Raw genomic sequence first — 18,484 nt, forward strand, 5'->3', positions numbered from 1 at the left:
CTCGGACGGCGAACGGGAGGTCCTGGCCCCTCACGAACCTCCCGGATCGGCCCTTACTCCCCCTCCGGGTGCGGTGACCTATCCCACCTTGCGTACGGCGGGACGCCGGGACGGACGCCCCGCCCGGGCCGCGGGCTCCGGCCGGCCGCCGCCCCCTGCGCCTCCGCCCCGACCCCGTACGACCGCCGGCGGATCGGCGCCGCAGAGGACCGGAAACGGCATCAAATCACCGCCCTGCCAGGGCTCTCGGGTGGCCTGGGTCACAGCGGGGGGCGAGGCCTCGGGCGACACCGGCGGGCACCCCGGGCCGGGCCGCGCGGAGGCTTCCGCGCGCCGGGGTGGCCGCCCCTCCGGCCGCCCCGGCCGGTCCCGGCCGAAGTGGCCGAAGCACGCCGGTGAACTCCCCTGACTGGTGAGTATCGTTCCGCTCGTCCGACAACCGCGACGGGGCGAAGAGGGGGAGCGGTGAGCGGGGTAGTCGTCCATCTGCCGCGGGGGAACGGTGGCGCCGAAGACGGCGAACCGTGCGGTGACCCGGTCACGTTGCGCCTCGGCCCCGGCGAGGTCGCCCGCTTCGGCCGGGGCTCGGCGACGACCCCGGTCGAGCTCCGGCTCGCCGACGCGGCGATCTCCCGGCTCGCCGGGGAGATCCGTGCGACCGACGACCACTGGCAGCTGACGAACCACAGCACCAGCCACAGCTACCTGGTGGAGAACCCCGAGGGCGCGGGCGAGTACCTGAGGGTCCCGCCCCGGCGCGTCGGGGCGCCCGTCCCCTTCGAGTTCTCGCGCGTGGTGCTGCCGACGCGCGGCGACCTCACGGTCTCCTTCCAGGTGTTCGCGCCCGACCACGTCTATCTGGACCCGGACGCGATGGGCGTCCCCTGGGGCAGCCGCACGGTCACCGCGTACTCCCTGGACGAGTCGGCCACGTACTTCCTGGTGCTCGTCGCGCTCTGCGAACCCCGGCTGCGCGACCAGTCCCGTGTCGCGGTCCCCACCACGCCCCAGATCGTCGAGCGGCTCCGCGGGCACGTCCCGGGAGGCGCGCCGACCGCGCGGGCGATCAGCTCGCACATCGACTACCTCGCCGAGGAGAAGCTGCGCATCGGCGTCCTCGACGACCGGGAGCCCGGCAAGGGCGAGCGCCGCAACGGCAAGCGGGAGGAGATCGTCGGGCTGGCGCTGCGGTTCGGCCTCGTGCGGGAGGAACACCTCGCGCTGCTGCCGTCCCTGGCGGGCGGCGGCGGGCGGGAGCGGCAGGGGCCGCGATGACGCCGCCCCGCGACCTCGCCGACACGACGGGACACGAGCGTACGGAGCTGATCCCGCCCGGCCACCGGGTGGGCGACTGGGTGGTCACCGAGCTGATCGGGGCCGGGGGCTGGTCCACGGTGTACGCGGCGCGCCCGGCGCAGGAGGGGCGACGGGACCGCGCCGGCGGGGTGCCCGGGCCCGGCGAGGTGGCGCTCAAGATCATGCCGACCGCCGGGCTCGCGCCGCGCCAGGCACGCAGGATCGTGGAGTCGGCGCGCCGCGAGGTCGAACTCGGGCGCAGGGCGGGCCATCCCCGGCTGATCGGCCTCCGGGAGTCCTTCGTCCTCGCCGCGCCGGACCTGCCCGCCGTGGACGGAGCGATCGTGCTGGTCATGGAGCGGGCGGCGGGCAGTCTGCGCGAGCTCCTCGACGCCGGGGTGTCCGGCGACGACCGGGGCCGGCTGATCGCGGGGATCTGCGAGGGCCTGGCCCATCTGCACCGCTCGGGCTGGGTGCACGCGGACCTGAAGCCGGAGAACGTCCTGCTGGGTGCGGACGGTTCGGTGAAGCTCTCGGATTTCGGGCTCGCCACGGAGCTGACCGGGACGCACGGGTACGTGCCTCCCCTGGGCACCCTGGACTACCTCCCGCCCGAGCGCTGGAGGGCGCCCCTCGGGGAACTCGGCGTGCAGGTCCGGCCGAGCGCCGACATCTGGGCGCTGGGGGTCGTCATCCACGAGGTGTTCGCCTCCGGCGCGTCGCCGTTCCCCGGTGCCACGCCCGTGGCGCGGGGCGCGGCCGTGCAGGAGTACGGGGAGGGGCGCGCGCCGCTGCGCATGGACCTCGCGGTGCCGCCGTTCTGGCGCGCGCTCGCGGCCGACTGCCTGGCCCCGACGCACGCGGAACGCGCCCCGCACACGGCCGAGAGCCTCCTCGCCCGCATCGCCGCCGGGGAGGGCCCGTACGGCGGGGGGACCGGGACGCGGCGGCCGCGGGGCCGGGCGCGGGCCGCCGTGCTCGCCGCGGTGCTCTGCGGGACCGCCGGCGCGGCCCTGGGCTCGGACGCGGTCCTGGAGGGCGCGGCCGCCCCGGCGGGGCATGCCGCCGTCACGGTCTTCAACGCGGAGCGCGGCTGCCAGGACCGGGCGGACCGGGACCGGCAGTGCAGTCTGGGGCTGGCGATCGATCCCCTCCGGCCGTACGCCGCGGGCAACGTCGTCCCGACCCGGGTGTGGCACGGCGATCTCCTCACGGCGGAATGCCGGCTCCCCGACGGACAGCCCGTCATCGACGAGGAGGACCTGACGTCCACCCTCTGGTTCCGCGTCCGCCTCCCGCGCGGCTCCGCGTACCCCGCGGCCTGGCTCCCCGCCGTACGCACGAAGGACAGGCCGTCGCTGCCGGGGTGCCCGCGTCCTCCTGCCCCGCGCTGATCCGGCGCCCGGGACGGCCGCGTCCGCGGCGTCATCGGAATTTCATCGCTCCTCCCTAGCGTGGCCGCGTTCGGACACAGGCCTCATCCCAGGGAGGGACGGTTCCATGGCACGGACGAGATCACGAGCGCGGCTGCCGGTGGCGGTCATGGCCGCGGTGGCGGTGCTGGGCACGACGGCGGTCGCCGGATCCCCGGCCACCGCGTCGACCGCCGCCGGGCCGGACAGGCCGACGATCCGGTACACCGAGTACGGCATCCCGCACATCATCGCCTCGGACTGGGAGGGGCTGGGGCAGGGCTACGGATACGCGGCGGCCAAGGACAACATCTGCACTCTCGCCGACACCTATCTGATGGTCGACGCCCAGCGGTCCCGGTACCTCGGGCCCGACGGACGGACGAGCCCGGGCCAGAACCAGAACACCACCACCAACCTCAACAGCGATCTGTACTTCCAGCGCCTCAAGGACAACGCGGTGGTGGAACGACTCCTGAACCGGCCCGCGCCCGACGGGCCCGAGCCCGAGGTCAGGGAGGCCATCCGCGGCTACGTCCAGGGGTACAACCGCTACCTGGCGGAGACCGGGGTGGCGAACCTCTCCGACCCGGCCTGCCGCGGTGCGGCCTGGGTGCGGCCGATCACGGAGCTGGACGTCTACCGGCACGCCCACGCCGAGATCATCATGGGCAGCGCCGACCCGCTGCTCGACGGCCAGGTCAACGCCGTACCCCCGGGGGCGTCGGCCGCCGCACCGGCCGAGAGGACGGCGAAGACGGCACGGACGGCGAAGCCCGCGAAGCCCCTGGACCCCGCGACGACCGCGAAGCGGATCAGCGACGCCCTCGCCAGGAGCCGGCAGCAGAACATGGGCAGCAACGCCCTGGCCGTCGGCTCCGGAGGCGTCTCCGGTGGCACGAGCATGCTCCTCGCCAACCCGCACTTCCCGTGGCAGGGCAAGAACCGCATGTGGCAGAGCCAGCTGACCATCCCGGGGAAGCTCAACGTGTCCGGCGCCAGCCTGCTCGGACTGCCCGCCGTGAACATCGGGCACAACGACGACGTCGCCTGGAGCCACACCGTCGCCACGGTCGCTCCCTTCGGCCTCTTCGACGTGCAGGTCGACCCGTTCAACCCGACCAGGTACCTGGTCGACGGCGCCTGGGAGCAGATGACCTCGCAGCGGGTCGAGGTCGACGTCCGGAACGCGGACGGCTCCCTCGGCAAGGTCTCCAGGACCCTGTGGTCCACCCGCTACGGTCCGGTCACCAACTCGATCGTGGGCATCCCGCTGCCCTGGGTGGTCAGCGCCCACGTGGTGCGCGACCCGAACATGGACAACCTGCGGGCGCTGAACACCTGGTTCGGCCTCGACCGGGCGAAGGACGTCCACGAGGTCGTCGACGTCCTGGAGACCACGCAGGGCGTCCCCTTCTTCAACACGGTCGCCTCCGACCGCGCGGGCAACGCCCTGTACGCCGACATCCAGGCCGTCCCGAACATCACCGACGAGCACGCGAACGCGTGCCTCACCGAGACCGGGAAGCTCCTCTTCGACCAGGCGCTCCCCCAGCCGAACGTACCGCCCGTCTCCATCCTCGACGGCAAGCGCAGCGCCTGTGACTGGCCCGACGACCCGAACGCGGCCGCGCCCGGACTCCTCGACCCGCACAGGCAGCCCCGGCTGATCCGGTCCGACTTCGTGGGCAACGCCAACGACAGCCCCTGGCTCGCCAACCCCGAACAGCCCCTGTCCTTCCCCCGGGTGATGGGCGACACGGCGGCGCCCCGCTCGCTGCGCACCCAGGAGCTGCTCCTGACCGCGCGGAACCGGATCGACGGCACCGACGGCCTGCCGGGCAGGGGTTTCACGCCCGACACGATGGGGCGGCTGCTGTTCGCCGACAACAGCAGGGCGGCCGACCTCACCCTCAACGCCACGGTGGCGATGTGCCAGGGAGTCGCCTTCGGACTGATCCTGGTGGACGGCAACCTGGTCAACGTCAGTGAGGCGTGTCCGATCCTCGCCGCCTGGAGGAGTCACGACTACGCCCTGGACAGCCGGGGTTCGTGGCTGTTCGCGACCTACTGGGCCTACCTCGCGGGGGGCCAGAAGCTCGACAAGGTGCCGTGGAAGGTGCCCTTCGACCCCAAGGACCCGGTCCACACGCCCAACTCGCTGGACTCCGGGAGCTCCGCCGTCCGCGACGCCTTCGGCCGCGCCGTCCTCGCTCTGCGCAAGGCGGGAATCCCGCTGAACGCGCCGCTCTCGGACGTCCAGCGGATCAAGCGCGGCGGGGAACAGATCCCGATCCACGGGTCCATCGGCGATCTGGGCGTGCTGAACGTGATCACCCCCGGCCAGGTCGACGGGAAGTTCGACATCGTCTTCGGGTCCAGCTTCGTCCAGCAGGTGCGCTTCACCGCGGACGGTCCGCCGGAGGCGTACTCCGTCATGACGTACTCCCAGTCGGCCGACCCGAACTCTCCGCACCACGCCGACCAGACCCGGCTGTTCTCGGCGGGCGGATGGGTGACCGAACGGTTCACCGACGAGCAGATCGCGGCCTCTCCGGCCCTGGTCGTCAAGGTCCTCGACTGACACGAAGGGAAGCACTGTGAAGAGATCACCGAGAAGGACGCCGACCTGGTGGAACACGCTGGTCGCGTGGCTGGTGGCCGCCGTCGCCGTCCTCGCGCCGGCGGGCTCCGCTCAGGCCGCCGAAGGCTCCGAACCGCCCAAGCTGACCGACGGGTTCGGCCTGACACAGGTCGCCCCGGCCGTGGGAACGGCCACGAACTTCTACCTCACGGTCACCACGCCCCAGGTCGCGGGCGAGCAGCACATCAAGATCATCCTGCCGAGCGGGTACGGCGACGACCCGAACCGGCGCTACCCCGTGCTGTACTTCCTGCACGGCTCCCCCGACGACCCGATCCGGCAGAACTATCCGGCGCTGTCCATGTCGAACGAGATGATCACCGTCATCCCGGACGGCGGCGCCCGCAGCTGGTACGCGAACTGGCTGAACCAGAACACCGTGCTCGGCGCCCAGAACTGGGAGACCTTCCACCTCAACCAGGTGATCCCGTTCATCGACGCCAACCTTCGGACCATCGCCACCAAGAAGTCCCGGGCGATCGCGGGCATCTCCATGGGCGGGTTCGGGGCCTTCCACTACGCCCAGGCCCGGCCCGACCTCTTCGGCCAGACGGCGTCCCTGTCGGGGGACATCGACCTGTCGGCCAACTCGATGGACCTGCGCCTGGCGGTCGTCGCCTCCGTCACCGACGCGATGGGCGCGATGTGCGCGTCGTCCTCGGGCTACTGCGACCCGAACGAATCGGCCTACAAGCCCGGCGTGGACAGTGACGCCCTGTTCGGCTCGCCCTACCCGATCTTCAACGTCGACCGGCGCTGGAACGAGGTCGACCCCTCGCAGCACGTGGACAGGTTCGCCGGGACGGGCGTGTCCATCTACACGGGCGACGGGGGCGGTTCGCCGACGAACATGGAGTTCTGGGTGTCGGGCGCGTCCAAGAACGTCAAGGCCCGCATGGACGCCCGGGGCCTGCCGTACTACTACGTCGACTACGGCGACGGCGCGGGCTGGGGCACCCAGTGCGACGGCGGCCACAACGCCGGCTGCTGGGAACGGGACCTGGAGGACCTGATCCCCCGCCTGGAGCGCGCCTTCGCCTCCTGACCGGACGACGACCACGGCGGCGGGCGGACCTCCACGGGAGCGAGGTCCACCCGCCCGCCGGGCTCCGGCCTGTGGGCCGCGGCGCGGAAGTACACTCGCGCCGCTGTCCATGGCGAAGGGTTCACTCGATGCGGAACACGGCTCAACCGGAGCCCCCGGCCTCCTCCTTACTGAGGTGCGAAACCCCCGAGGAAGGGATCGCCTACCGCCAGGCCGTCACGGCGGGCCTCCGTTCCACCCAGGTGCGCCGGCGGTTCGACGCCCGGCCCAGGGTGACCGAAGCCGCCGTGCGCGCCTCCATGAGGTCGCCGGAGACGGTGAGCCGGGCGCTCCGGCACGTCGAGGTGACCCTGAACGCGTACCGCCGGACCGTGCGCGAGCTGGCGCGGACCCGGCGGGAGTTGTCGCAGCTGCGGTCCGGGCTGCCGTGGGACGTACGGGCCCTGCTCGTTCTGGCCTGGATGCCGGCCGTCGTGTACGCGTTCTTCTACGTCGACGGCGTCGAAGGGCTGTCCGCCCTCGCGCGGATCGGCTTGTCCGCCTGCGTCCTGCTGGCCGGGGTCGCACCGGTCGTCGCCGCCCTCCGTCATCCGCCGACCGCCGGGAGCCTGCGGCACTATCTCTCCTTGGCGTACCGCCTCGGGAGTCTGCCCTTCGACACCGCGGCGGTCCGCAGGGCGGCCCGCCACTGGCAGCAGGACCTCCGGGACAACGGCGTTCCCCGAGCCGCCTCGGCGGTGATCGAGGAGCTCATGGGAGCCGACCCGCACTCGGTTCTGCTGCCGGGACGTTTCGACGGCCTGCGCTCCGCCGACGGCAAGGGGACCCCGGTTCCCGGCGAGGCGTCCCGCCAGCTCGAACGGAAGCTCGCGGCCCTCCAGGGTGGGACGATCGCCGTGTCCGGCCCCCGCGGGGTCGGCAAGACCACCCTGCTGCACGGCGCGGTGCGCGACGAGGACTTCGCCGTCACCATCCGGGTGCCCGCCGCCTACACGCCGTACGACCTGGTGCTGTCGACCTTCGTCAAGGTCTGCGAGGGCTTCCTCGCCCGGGAGACGGGCGAAGTGCCGCAGCTGACACGGCTGTCGGGCCTCGTGCGGACCCGGGACGCGCTGCGCCGGTACGCCCGCGGCCTGCGGAGGACGGTGTTCTTCGGCGTTCCCGCCGGCGCGCTGGTCCTCCTCGGATCGACGGCCGCCGTGAGGGCCCTGTGGGGCCGCCACGAGAGCGCCGTGCTGGGCCGGCTCGCCACGGCCGGTGACTGGCTGCTGCGACGGGGCGAGGAGATCTGGCAGGGCCGCAGCGTCGCGGCGGGGCTCGTGGTGACCTCGGCGGGGCTTCTGTTCTGGAGTCTGGGGAAGTCCGCCGTGTGGCGGCGTCGGGTGCGGCGAGCTCCTGCCGTCCTTCTCCGCGCCACGGGATGGGGCCTTGTCGCGGGCGCCGTCGTGAGCCTCCCCGCCGATCCGGACGTGAGGCGGCTGTTCGGGGAACTCTTCACCCTGTCGGGAGCGGGGTTCGGCAACGTGTTCCTGATGTCGCTCTGCTTCGGTCTGGGCGCCTTCGCGCTCGGCCGCGCTCTGGTAGGGCTCGGAGTGATCTACCCCGGCGGCTGGAAGGCTGCCGGTGGCGTCCTCCTGGCCGCGGCCGGCGTGCTCCTCCTGCGCAGCGCGGACGTACGGGCGATCCTGTCCGAGTCCGAGAACCCCCTCAGGCTGGCCTGCGTGATCGCGGGATCCCTGCTCCTGAAGGGGGGACGCTGGAGGCTGCGGGAGCCGGAGGCCGAGCTGGTCGCCCGGTGCCGTGACCACCTGTACCAGCTCCGCACCGCTCAATCGGTCTCGACCACCGCCACGTTCGGCCTCGCCGGAGCGGCCGCCGCGGGCAGTGCGCACACCTCGGCGCTGGCGAGCGTCCCCCCGAACTTCCCCCAGCTCGTCGAGGACCTGCGGGAGAGGCTCTCGGACATCGCCGCCCATGTGCACGGCCGGGGCGGGCGCACCCTCGTCTGCATCGACGAGCTCGACCGCCTGGCGACGGATCAGCAGGCGCTCCTCTTCCTGAGCGAGGTCAAGGCGATCCTGGGGGTCCCCCGCGTGCACTACCTGATCTCCGTCGCCGAGGACGTGGGTGCCGCCTTCGTCAGACGGGGCCTGCCCGACCGCGACGCGACGGACAGTTCGCTCGACGACATCCTGCACGTGCAGGCCGGAACCCTCGCACAGTCCGAGGCCATCATGGGGAAGCGCGCCACGGACCTTCCCCGGCCCTACGTCCAGCTCGCGCACACCCTGTCCGGCGGCGTTCCGCGCGACCTCATCCGGTACGGGCGCCGCATGCTGGAGATGCACGAGGAGATCTCGTCCGCGCGCGAGGCGAAGGCGGTCGAGCTCACGGAGATCTCGCGACGGCTCATCGTGGAGGAGCTCAACGACACGCTGTCCGGCTTCCGCACCCTGCTGGCCAAGCAACGGTGGAACCAGGAGAACGCGGGCTGGCTGTCCACGTACCGCGTCGTGATGGATCACCTGCGGTACGCCGACCCCGCGTCGACCCATGAGCTGCTCAGGGCCCTGGAGTACCTCGCGTCCTCCGCCTCGGCACCGCCGGCCGGGTCTCCCGGGGCACCTCCCGAGACGGCCGCCCAGCTGATCGCCGAAGCGTCCGCCTACACCTATTTCGGGCTCACCCTGCTGCAGGTCTTCCAGCCGGACGGCTACGAGGTCCGCCGCGACCGGGCCGGCGCCGCCCAGGCGGGCGACCTCCAGTTCCTCGCCGAGGCCAGACTCGAGCTCTCCGTCTCTCCGTTCAGCGCGCGTCCGCTGATCGACGCCGCCCGGACGGCGTGGAGTCTCTCGCCTCCTCGGAGCGGCCACGCGCCCCTGGGCATCCCTGCGGCACGTTCCCGGCCGTCCTGACCGCACGCGGCGGCCGAGGACGAGGCGGCTCACGGAGCCCCCGGTCGTCCTCGGCCGCCCCCGGCGCGGTCGGCCCTTCGGTCCCTAGTCGACCGCGGGCCCCGAGTCGTTCAGCCAGCCCCATTCCGCCCAGCTGGTGAAGCCGGTCTGCCAGCGGTGGTAGACGCCCGCGTGGCTGGTGCCGAAGACCTCGATGCGGCCGTCGGCGTTGTTGGCCGAGCCGATCTCGGTGCCCCCGCCGCCGAAGGTCTCCCATCCGGAGTACGCGGCGTTCGGGCCGGTCTGCCAGGAGTGGCTCGCGGTGGCGGAGTTGATCGCGAAGACCTCGACCCGGCCGTCGACCGAACGCGCGGTGGTCAGCTCGGCGTCGGCGATGCCGCCGGTGCCCGTCCACGCCGACCAGGAGGCCGGGCTCGTCTGCCAGCGGTGGAAGACCCCGCTCGCGTTGGAGGCGAAGACCTCCAGACGGCCGTCCTGGTTGTGGCTGACGGCGACGTCGTGCCCGCCGCCGCCGAAGTCCTCCCAGCCGGACCAGCCGCCGTTGACCCCGGTCTGGTACAGGTGCCCGAACGTCGTGTCCGACAGGGCGAACACCTCGAGGCGCCCGTCGGGCGCGGTCTCCATGGCGAGCCGCGCGTTGGCCGGGCCGCCGCCGGCGCCCTCCCAGTTCGCCCAGCCCCCGCTGGGCGCCGTCTGCCAGCGGTGGAACACGCCGTTGGCGTTCGAGGCGAACACCTCGATGCGGCCGTCGGCGTTGCTGCCCGCGGCCAGCCGGTGGCCGCCGGTGCCGAAGTTCGCCCAGCCGGACCAGCCCGCGCTCGGCCCGGTCTGCCACATGTGGTCGAAGGTGCTGTCCGACAGCGCGAAGAGTTCGAGCCGGCCGTCCGCGTTGGACGCCACCGCCAGCTGCGCGTTGCGCGGGCCGCCCTCGAACCGCCACGGCGACCAGCCGCCGTTCACCGCGGTCTGCCAGGCGTGATAAACCCCGTCGGCGCCGGCGGCGAAGGCCTCCAGGCGCCCGTCGGCGGACCGGCCGGACACCACGCGGCCCGAGCCGTACGGGTGCCGGGGGCCGGTGGCCATCCCGGACCAGAGGGCGTTGGCGATGAGCGTCGCGTCGCCCGCCTCGACCCCGTACAGGTAGCGCAGGTCCTCCCGGGGGCGCTGGACGTGCCAGCACACCTCGCCGATCGCCTCGTCGTTCCAGGAGCCGCCCGGGTACTGCCGTTCGACCTCGTCGAAGAAGGCGTTGGTGGCGTACACCGGGTCCAGGCGCTCGTCCCGGGTGCCCCACCAGTCCTGCTGCTGGAACAGTCCGAGGCTGGTGTAGTCGACGGCCTGGGCGTAGTTGTTCATGCTGCTCTCCACGATGATCGTGGCGATGGCGATCGCCGCGGCCCTCGGGTTGAGCCCGCGGTCCTTGACCGCCTGTGTCACCCTCCGCGCGCAGGACATCTTGTACGCGTCCAGATAGCCGGCCATCTTCGCGTTCAGCTGCGGGTTGAGCTGGTCGGCGAGCAGACCGTCGGTGGCCGAAGGGCCGGCCGGGTCGCAGGGCACGGTCGGTATGGCGAACCCCTCCGGGCCGCCGAAGTACCGGGAGACGCCGGCCCGGTCCTTGCCCGGGACGGGCTCGGGCACGGGCCGGGCCGTGGCGGCCGGGGCGACGGCCCCGACGGCCAGGGCCCCGGTACCGGCGACTACCGCCAGCCGGGTGAGCACGCGGCGTAACAAGCCTCTTGGCATGGTGGGCCTTTCTGTCACGGGGTGAGAGGGGCGGGGGTGTGCGTTCCGGCCGTGAGGGCGAGGCCCGCCTCGTCCCCGCGCAGGATCATGCGGCGGGTCCGCCGCAGCATCGGGCTCGGCGGTACGCCGAGGTCCTCGGCCAGCCGGCGGCGCACCCGGCCGTACACGTCCAGCGCCTCGGCCTGCCGGCCGCCGCGGTAGAGCGCGCGCATGAGCATGGCGGCCACCGGCTCGTTCAGGGGGTGCGCCCCGGACAGCGCGAACAGCTCCGCCGTCGCCTCGGCGTGGCGGCCGAGGCACAGCTGGCGCGTCGCCTTCCCCTGGACGAGGGCGATCCTGCGCTCGGTGAGCCGGAGGCGTTCCCGCTCGGCGAGCGGTCCGGGCAGTCCGGCCAGCGGTTCCCCGCGGAAGAGGCCGAGCGCCTCGGCGCAGAGGCGGACCGCCTCGGCCGGTTCGCCGGCCCGGTCGGCGGCCGTGACGGCGGCGGCGAGTTCGTCCAGGCGTGCCACGTCGACGTCGATCGCCCCGGGGTCCATCCGGTAGCCGCGCGGGTCGCGCTCGATGACCGCGTCGGCGCCGTCCGCGGCGCGCAGGGTCTTGCGCAGGCGGTAGACGTACACGGGCACGACGTTCGCGACCGGGGTGTCCGTCCCCCAGACGCCGTCGAGGAGCTGGCGCTGGGTGACCGTGCGCCCCGCGGCGAGCGCGAGGGCGGCCAGGACGGCCTGCCGGCGGGGGTGCCCGAGGTCCAGGGGACGCCCGTCCTGTCGTGCCGTCAGGGGTCCGAGGAGGGAGAGCCGTATCTTCGGTCCGGCCGCCCGTCCGGGGATGGTCCGCGGCGGCGGGCCCGCCTCCGTGCGGGGGCCCCGGCCGGGGACCACGAGGCCGGAGTCGAAGGCGTGGACGATGGCGGCGGCCCGGTCGCGGAGCCCGAGCTTCGCGAGGATCCCCGCGAGGTCGGACGCGACGGTGTCCTCGGGGATGGCGAGGGCGGCGGCGATCTCGTCGTCCCGGAGGCCGCAGCCGACCGCGGAGAGCACCCTGCGCTCCTGGTGCCGGAGCGGGGCGGCGACGGGCCGGCCGGTGGTGACGGTCGTCGGCATCGTTGCTCCCCCGGGCTCCGGACGTGTCGGTCTGGCGGACGCCGTCGCCAACGTAGAGGCGGGGGTGCCGGGGAAGGCATCCGGAACGATCCGGAGTGACACGCGGTGGAGCGCGGGGGTCGGCGGTCAGAGCGTGCCGGGGGTCCCCGTGGGGGCCGGCGGGGCGGGGCAGGCGACCGTGCCGGGGCGGATGGAGAGCGAGAGCTTCGGGGTCGTGAGGAGGCCCGGGAGCTGGAAGTCCTGGGCGGTGCCGGTGATCCGGTCGAACTTGGCGTAGCGCGCCTGGATGCCGAAGCGGTGCTGCGGGCTGTCGAGCGGGTTGACGACGTAGGCGCCGGTGGCGTCCTTGACGGTCCTCACGTCGGCGCCGTTGACGTTGAGGTCGACGACGCCGTCCATGTCGAGGACGCCCGTGGCGGTGCGCAGGTCGAGAACGGTGTTCTTCGTCCTGATCTCCCAGGAGCCCGGGTCGTCGTCGCCGAGGGTGAGCAGCAGGGTGTACGTGGCTCCCGCGATCTGCTGCCGTTGGCTCAGGCAGAGTCCGTTGATGACGCCGTCCGCGAAGCCCATCCGGAGCACGCGCTCGCTGCCGGTGGACCCGTCGGGCCTCACGACGGCCTGGTCGACGACGGCGGCGCCGTACTGGGTCCCGTAGAGACTGCTGGTGGTGAAGTCGACGGGCCGGTCCTGGATGCGGAGGCCGACGGCGAGCGCGCCGGTCGCCATGGCGGAGCCGAGGCCGCCGGCGGCGAGGAGTGCGGGCAGGGCGACGGCGAGGGACCGGCGCCAGTGGGTGCGTCCTTCCTGAGGGGCCGTCATGGTGTGGTCACCGTGAGGGTGCCGGGGAGGTGGACGGGGTTGTCGGTGGAGTCGAGGGCCGCGTGGTCGTCGACCGTCCGGATGGCGTAGATGTCGCCGGTGAAGTCCTCGGCCCCGGCGGTGAGCGGGATGAGGGAGCCGAAGAAGTCGAGCAGCCCCTGCACGCCGCAGATCTTGACGAGGACGCGGACGCAGACGTTGGTGATGCTCCCCCACATGGTCGTCGTCTCGGCCTTCCCGGCGCTGTCGTAGCCGCCGAGCGAGCCCTCGCCGGGCACGTCGATGGTGACGGTGTGCCCGGCCGCGCGCTGGACCACGTTCATGTGCGAGCGGATCTTGAGTTTGGTGAAGGTGTACTGGGTGGTGGTGCGCGTCGAGCCGTCGGAGAGCCGGATGGTGACGTTCTTCTCGACCGTCATGGAGACGGCGACCATGCTGTCGATGGTGACGTGCAGGGGGTCCGGGGAGGGCAGGAAGGGCACGCCCAGCGGCGCGACCGCGGCGGCCTCGCCCGAGGCGCTGCTCGGCAGGCCCGACCAGACGGCCGTGCCGAGCGCGAGGGCGAGGGCCGTGGTCACGGCGAGGGCCCGCCGGCCGGCCGTCATCCCTCCACCGCCCGGCGGCGCGGGCGTCTGGCGCCCCAGCCGACCATCATGGAGCCGCCGAGCACGCCGAGCGTCATGCCGAGCAGGAATCCGCCCAGGTTGGAGACGACGAGCGAGACGACGGCGAGGACCACGCCGATGAGCCCGAAGGTGTACCGCTGGGCGGGCAGCGCGAGGGGGATGAGGCCGCACAGGATCATCCCGCCGCCGACCAGGTATCCGGCCACTCCCCCGAAGCCCGTGCTCACGATCAACTGCAGGGAGCTGAGGGAGAACTTGAGGACGGTCCAGCCGCCGGCGACCAGCCACACCCCGCCCCAGAACGGCCGGGTGCGGCGGAAGGCGCGGAACCAGGTGGACGCGGCCCTCGCCCGGCTCAGCACGTGGTCGCCGTTCCCCCGACGACCCTGATCTTCAGGTCGGGCAGGACGAGCGCCCCGGCCATCTCGGCGTCGTACGCGGTGGCGTTCAGTCCGTGGAGGGTGATGGAGCTGCCGCCCTCGCCGCCGGCGGAGCCGAGTCCGAAGCCGCCGGGCAGTGCGCCGGTGAGCGGCTTTCCTGCGACGGTGACCTGGTCGGCGGACTGTCCGATCACCGCGTTCTGCAGGGTGGTGGGCCCGTAGGCCTGGAGTTCGGTGGCCTGGATGTAGAGGTTGGAGGCGTCGATGTCGGTGGTGAAGGCGGCGGGCGGGGCCGCCGTCACCTTCTGGCCGCCCGTCAGGAGCAGCGAGTACGGGACTCCGGCGATCGTCTGGTGGACGATCCCGCAGAGTCCGGCGAGCCCGGCGCTGGCGAATCCGACGCGGGCCATCGCGGTGGTGGTGGTCGTGGTGCCGTCGGGGCGCCCGACGGCGGGGGTGTTGACGACGGCGCCGAAGCCGCTGCCCTGGACCCCGTTGGAGGTCAGGGTGAAGGGCTGTCCGGTGACGCTGAAGTTGGCGGCGAGCGCGCCCTGCGCGAGGGCGGTGCCGAGGACGCCGACGGCGAGGGCGGAGGGGACGAGGGCGAGCGCCCCGCGGCCCCAGCGGGTGCCGCGGCGGGTGCCGTCGGCAGCCTGGGCGAGCATGCGGGCGTTCCAGTCGGCGGCGGCGCGGCCGCAGGACCGGAGGCCTGAACGGGCTCCTGAGGTGAGGGCGTTCACGCGGTTCCGCTCCCTTCGGCGGTCGGGGCCGTACGGGCGTAGGGGCCGCGGCGGCGGGCTGGCTTCTCCGGCAGCCAGGCGAAGGCCATGGAGCCGCCGAGGACCGAGAGGGCCATTCCCACGAAGAGGCCGCCGAGGTTGGACAGCGGGAACGAGGCGACGCCCGCGATGACGGCGATGACGCCGGCCGTGTGGCGCTGACCGGGCAGCAGCAGGATGAGCAGGGCCATCGCCATCAGGAGGACGCCGCCGGCCATGCCCGCGATCCCTCCGACGCCGACCTGGAGGATCTTGCCGAGCGGCGCCATGGGCAGGAAGAAGATGACTAAGCCGCCGAGTCCGGTCCACAGGGCCGCCCAGAACGGCCGGGTGCGGCGCCAGCGGCGGAAGGCGCGGCGGGCGCGGCCGGGGGCGGTTCCTTCGGTCGGCTCGGGCGGCGGGTCGGTGGTCATGGGTGCCTCGCAGCGGTGGGTCGGGGTGGGAGGGCCGGGGCCCGCGCCGTACGGAGGACGCGGGGCCCCGGTGGTGGTGCGGGGGGGTCAGGCTCCGCAGGTCTTGTCGCCGTGGGCGATTCCGATCGCGAGGTCCGGGAGGGTGATGGCGCCGGCGATCGTGGCGCCGTTGGCGTCGGCGTTGAGGTTCTTGATGTCGGTCCGGCCGCCGGTGGCGTCGAGGCCGAACTGGCCAGGGGTGCCGTCGTTGATGCCGGTGCCCTTGATCCCGGCGCCGTCGGCGGCCGCGCCGATGACGTTCGGGGTGGTGTCGCTCGCGTTGAGCGTCGCCGTGGCCGCCTTGAGCGCCTGGGCGTCGAGGACGAGCTTGTTCGCCTGGAGTCCGGCACCGGCGACGAGCTGGTCGCTGGTGAGCGGGGTGGCGGCGGCGGGCGAGGAGATGTTGAGGGACCAGGTGCCGAGGCTGCCGATGACCGGGAGGTTCACCGACTGGACGGCGTGGACGCAGATGCCGTCGAGGCCGGCCTTGGCGATGCCGACCTCGGCGGCGCCCTTGGCCCCGCCGGCGTCGATGGTGTGCATGACGGCGCCGATGCCCTGCGGTGCGGCGACCGTCTTGGAGCTGAGGGTGAAGGGGACGCTCGTGAGCGAGAGGTTCGCGGCGAGCGCGCCCTGGACCATGGCGGTGGCCATGGCGGCGATGGCGGCCGTCGCGGGTACGGCGAGGAACGCCGATCTCCGCCAGCGGGTGACGCCCCGGGTCTCGTGCTGCATCTGATCTCCAACCGTCGTGCCGCACTGGTCGAATGACACTTCGCGGCTCCCTGTTCGAGAATTGGACACTTACTTAAGAAGTGTCAACACTTCTGACAATCCTGAGGATTTTTCCCGCTGGACTAGGCTTGGCCGATGCCACGGTTCAGGGAGACGGTCCGGACACTGCTGCGCGAGCGCCTCCTGGACGCCGCGTACGAGGCGGTCGCGGACCGCGGCTTCGACAAGCTGCGCATGTCCCACCTGGCCGGCGCGGTCGGCGTCAGCCGGCAGACGCTGTACTCGGAGTTCCCCTCCAAGGAGGCCGTCGGCGAGGCCCTGTTCCAGCGCGAGCTGGAGCGCTGCCTCGTCGGCATCCAGCAGGGCCTGGACGCACACCGGGACGACCTGCGCGCGGCCGTCGAGGCCGCCGTCGGCTTCACCCTCACGCTGGCCGGCCGGAACCCGCTGATCAAGGCCATGCTGACCAGCACCGGCGAGGACGGACTCCTCCCGTACCTCACGACCCGGTCCGCCGCGGCCTTCGGCATGGCGACGGCCATGGCCGACGCGTACGCCACGGAGGCCTGGCCCTCGGTCGACCCGGTGGCCCGCGAACTGGCCGTGGACGCGGCGGTCCGGCTGACCGCCAGTCACATCGTCCAGGCCGGCGCCTCCCCCGAGGAGTCGGCCCGCCGTATCGCGGACACCGTGCTCCGGGTCGCCGCGAGCACGGGCCGGGAGCGGATCCCGTAGGAGCGGTCAGGGGCCCGGTCCCCGGTACTCCTCCAGGACGGGCCGGTTGCCGATGTCCGGGGACGCGGAGACGGGGAAGGCCCGGGCGCCGGCCCGGCCCTCGATCCGGTCGAGCCTGCCCCAGCCGTACGCCCGCGAGTCGTCCGAGAGGTCGGGGTTGTCGCCCAGGTAGAAGAACGCGCCCTCGGGCACGGTCCGCAGCTCGGCCCGCGCCGACCGGGTGCCGTCCGGCCCGCAGCAGGCACTCGTACGGTGCGCCTGCGCCGCCCACTGGGGCGCCACCACCCGGCGCACGGGACCGCGGCCCCCCTCCTGAAGAAGGACCTGGAAGGGCTCGTCCGGCGTGGAGAGGATCGCCACCCGGTCGCCGGGCAGGGCGATCACCCGCTTGACCAGGAGGGCGTCCTTCCCGGTGGCCCGCAGCAGCACCACGTCGAAGCGGCGCGCCCGGCCCGCCGAGCCCGGGGCGACGAGGATCCGGTCGCCCTGGTGGAGGGTGGGGGTCATGCTGGTGCCGTCGACCCGGACGCCGAGGGCCGTGACGGCGACCCCGGCGAGCAGGCAGAGCAGGACACCGGCGCCGAGGACGGCGCCGGCCGCCCGGCGCGCGTTCATGGGCGCCCCGTGCGGTCCGGCGGCCGGGGGCCTCCGGACCGGTCGATTTCGGTCATGGCGGGACGGTAGGCCGGGCGGCGGACGGCGGCTGTGACCGTACCGCTCAGGGTTGTTGACCGCGCGTCTGATAAGCCCGGGGCGTCTCACCGGTCCAGCGCCTGAACGCCCGGTGGAAGGCGCTGGGTTCGGAGAAGCCGAGCTGGCGGGAGAGCCGCTCGATGGACACCCGGCCGCCGGTCAGCTCGGCGATGGCGTGGTCGCGCCGCACCTGGTCGCGGAGCCGCTGGTACGTCGTCCCCTCGGCGGCCAGTCGGCGCCGCAGGGTCTGCGGACTGACGGACAGGCGGTCGGCGAGCTCCTCGGGCGTCGGTACGGGCCCGCCGGGCAGCGCCCGCCCGATCAGGTGCCGCACCCGGCCGGTCACCGTACTGCCGTAGTCGGCGCGGACCAGCACGTCGACCGGGGCGCGCCGGAGGAAGGCCTTGAGCGCCGCCGCGTCCCGCAGGACCGGTTCGTCCAGGTCCGCCCGGTCGAAGACGGCGGCCGTCCGCTCCGCGCCGAAGACGCAGGGCGCGCCGAAGAGCAGGCCGTACTCGCGGGCGTGCCGGGGCTCCGGGTGGACGAACTCGACCCGCCGCAGGCCGATCCGGCGCCGGACGAGCCAGCCGGCGAAGCGGTGCGCCACGAGGACGGTGGACTCGGCGCCGAAGTGGAGGGGGTCGTCGTACCCGGAGACGTCGAACTCCATCCGCGCCTCGTCGGGTCCGCAGGTCCCGCCCGCGCCGGGTTCGAGCAGCCGGAAGCGCGGTCCCGCCGGGAACAGGGAGTAGAAGGTCTGGGCGCGCCGGAGCGCCTCGCGCAGGTCCCGGCTGCCGTGGACCACGACGTGGGCCATCATCGCGAAGGTCCCGACCTTGCTGGGCGCGCCGCCGAAGCCGATCAGCTCGTCGTCGAGCGTGGCCCACAGCGTTCTGACGAGCTGTCCGAACTGTTCGGCGGGGACCCTGGCCGACGGCTCCTCCAGGAGGGCGGAGGGCAGTCCGGCGCGGGCGAGGAGAAGTCCCGGGGCGATCCCGCGCCGCTCGGCGCCGAGCAGTACGGCCCGTAGGTGATGGGTGCTGACCGACGAGTTCACCGAAGCTAGACACTTTCATCGAAGGATGTCCAGATCCAGACACTCTA

16 protein-coding genes are annotated in these 18,484 nt (G+C 73.3%); 6 read left to right on the plus strand and 10 right to left on the minus strand.

The window, feature by feature from the left end; genetic code table 11:
- The first annotated feature begins 465 nt into the window (after window positions 1–465).
- The 5 genes from ACN9MM_RS06730 to ACN9MM_RS06750 all read left to right on the plus strand — a co-directional run bounded on the left by ACN9MM_RS06730 (window position 466) and on the right by ACN9MM_RS06750 (window position 9,312).
- The gene (locus ACN9MM_RS06730) at window positions 466–1,275 is read left to right on the plus strand and encodes a serine/threonine protein kinase (RefSeq protein WP_383694309.1); all 810 of its coding nucleotides are present in this window, start codon (window positions 466–468) and stop codon (window positions 1,273–1,275) included.
- A complete protein-coding gene (locus ACN9MM_RS06735; protein WP_426362786.1) occupies window positions 1,272–2,690 on the plus strand; it encodes a serine/threonine-protein kinase in 1,419 nt (472 codons plus the stop codon). Before ACN9MM_RS06730 ends, ACN9MM_RS06735 begins: the two co-directional genes overlap by 4 nt.
- Window positions 2,691–2,796: 106 nt before the next feature.
- Window positions 2,797–5,292 carry a penicillin acylase family protein gene (locus ACN9MM_RS06740; protein ID WP_426362787.1) on the plus strand — a complete coding sequence of 832 codons (2,496 nt, stop codon included), beginning with the start codon at window positions 2,797–2,799 and terminating at the stop codon, window positions 5,290–5,292.
- A gap of 58 nt (window positions 5,293–5,350) precedes the next feature.
- On the plus strand, window positions 5,351–6,397 hold the full coding sequence (locus ACN9MM_RS06745) for an alpha/beta hydrolase (protein ID WP_426368690.1): 1,047 nt from the start codon (window positions 5,351–5,353) through the stop codon (window positions 6,395–6,397).
- Window positions 6,398–6,684: 287 nt separating this feature from the next.
- Complete coding sequence (locus ACN9MM_RS06750; RefSeq protein WP_426362788.1) at window positions 6,685–9,312, plus strand: P-loop NTPase fold protein; 2,628 nt, start codon at window positions 6,685–6,687, stop codon at window positions 9,310–9,312.
- Between the two features lie 84 nt (window positions 9,313–9,396).
- Here ACN9MM_RS06750 and ACN9MM_RS06755 read toward each other — a convergent pair whose 3' ends face one another.
- The 8 genes from ACN9MM_RS06755 to ACN9MM_RS06790 form a co-directional block, all read right to left on the minus strand.
- Complete coding sequence (locus ACN9MM_RS06755) at window positions 9,397–11,058, minus strand: peptidase M23 (protein WP_426362789.1); 1,662 nt, start codon at window positions 11,056–11,058, stop codon at window positions 9,397–9,399.
- Between the two features lie 14 nt (window positions 11,059–11,072).
- Window positions 11,073–12,161 (minus strand): BTAD domain-containing putative transcriptional regulator, encoded by a 1,089-nt coding sequence (locus ACN9MM_RS06760; RefSeq protein ID WP_426362790.1) that lies wholly within the window; start codon window positions 12,159–12,161, stop codon window positions 11,073–11,075.
- Window positions 12,162–12,287: 126 nt separating this feature from the next.
- Complete coding sequence (locus tag ACN9MM_RS06765; protein WP_426362791.1) at window positions 12,288–12,980, minus strand: DUF6230 family protein; 693 nt, start codon at window positions 12,978–12,980, stop codon at window positions 12,288–12,290.
- Window positions 12,977–13,585 carry a hypothetical protein gene (locus tag ACN9MM_RS06770; protein ID WP_426362792.1) on the minus strand — a complete coding sequence of 203 codons (609 nt, stop codon included), beginning with the start codon at window positions 13,583–13,585 and terminating at the stop codon, window positions 12,977–12,979. Before ACN9MM_RS06770 ends, ACN9MM_RS06765 begins: the two co-directional genes overlap by 4 nt.
- Entirely contained in the window at window positions 13,582–13,968 is a 387-nt protein-coding gene (locus ACN9MM_RS06775) for a DUF6114 domain-containing protein (protein ID WP_426362793.1), read from the minus strand. The genes ACN9MM_RS06770 and ACN9MM_RS06775 overlap by 4 nt, the downstream gene beginning before the upstream one ends.
- Window positions 13,962–14,726 carry a DUF6230 family protein gene (locus tag ACN9MM_RS06780; RefSeq protein WP_426362794.1) on the minus strand — a complete coding sequence of 255 codons (765 nt, stop codon included), beginning with the start codon at window positions 14,724–14,726 and terminating at the stop codon, window positions 13,962–13,964. The genes ACN9MM_RS06775 and ACN9MM_RS06780 overlap by 7 nt, the downstream gene beginning before the upstream one ends.
- Window positions 14,723–15,178 (minus strand): DUF6114 domain-containing protein, encoded by a 456-nt coding sequence (locus ACN9MM_RS06785; protein WP_426362795.1) that lies wholly within the window; start codon window positions 15,176–15,178, stop codon window positions 14,723–14,725. The genes ACN9MM_RS06780 and ACN9MM_RS06785 overlap by 4 nt, the downstream gene beginning before the upstream one ends.
- Window positions 15,179–15,265: 87 nt before the next feature.
- Window positions 15,266–15,952: a DUF6230 family protein gene (locus ACN9MM_RS06790; protein ID WP_189803731.1), complete on the minus strand. Its 687-nt coding sequence runs from the start codon at window positions 15,950–15,952 to the stop codon at window positions 15,266–15,268.
- 135 nt (window positions 15,953–16,087) lie between these two features.
- On the opposite strand from ACN9MM_RS06790, the gene ACN9MM_RS06795 reads away from it, so the two are divergent.
- Window positions 16,088–16,687: a TetR family transcriptional regulator gene (locus ACN9MM_RS06795; protein WP_426362796.1), complete on the plus strand. Its 600-nt coding sequence runs from the start codon at window positions 16,088–16,090 to the stop codon at window positions 16,685–16,687.
- A 6-nt stretch (window positions 16,688–16,693) separates the two neighbouring features.
- Here ACN9MM_RS06795 and lepB read toward each other — a convergent pair whose 3' ends face one another.
- Together lepB and ACN9MM_RS06805 are read right to left on the minus strand one after the other, a co-directional pair.
- Complete coding sequence (gene lepB / locus ACN9MM_RS06800) at window positions 16,694–17,302, minus strand: signal peptidase I (RefSeq protein ID WP_426362797.1); 609 nt, start codon at window positions 17,300–17,302, stop codon at window positions 16,694–16,696.
- A gap of 103 nt (window positions 17,303–17,405) precedes the next feature.
- Window positions 17,406–18,437 (minus strand): AraC family transcriptional regulator, encoded by a 1,032-nt coding sequence (locus tag ACN9MM_RS06805; RefSeq protein WP_426362798.1) that lies wholly within the window; start codon window positions 18,435–18,437, stop codon window positions 17,406–17,408.
- Between the last annotated feature and the right edge of the window lie 47 nt (window positions 18,438–18,484).

Source organism: Streptomyces sp. E-08 (assembly GCF_049913095.1).
GTDB lineage: Bacteria > Actinomycetota > Actinomycetes > Streptomycetales > Streptomycetaceae > Streptomyces.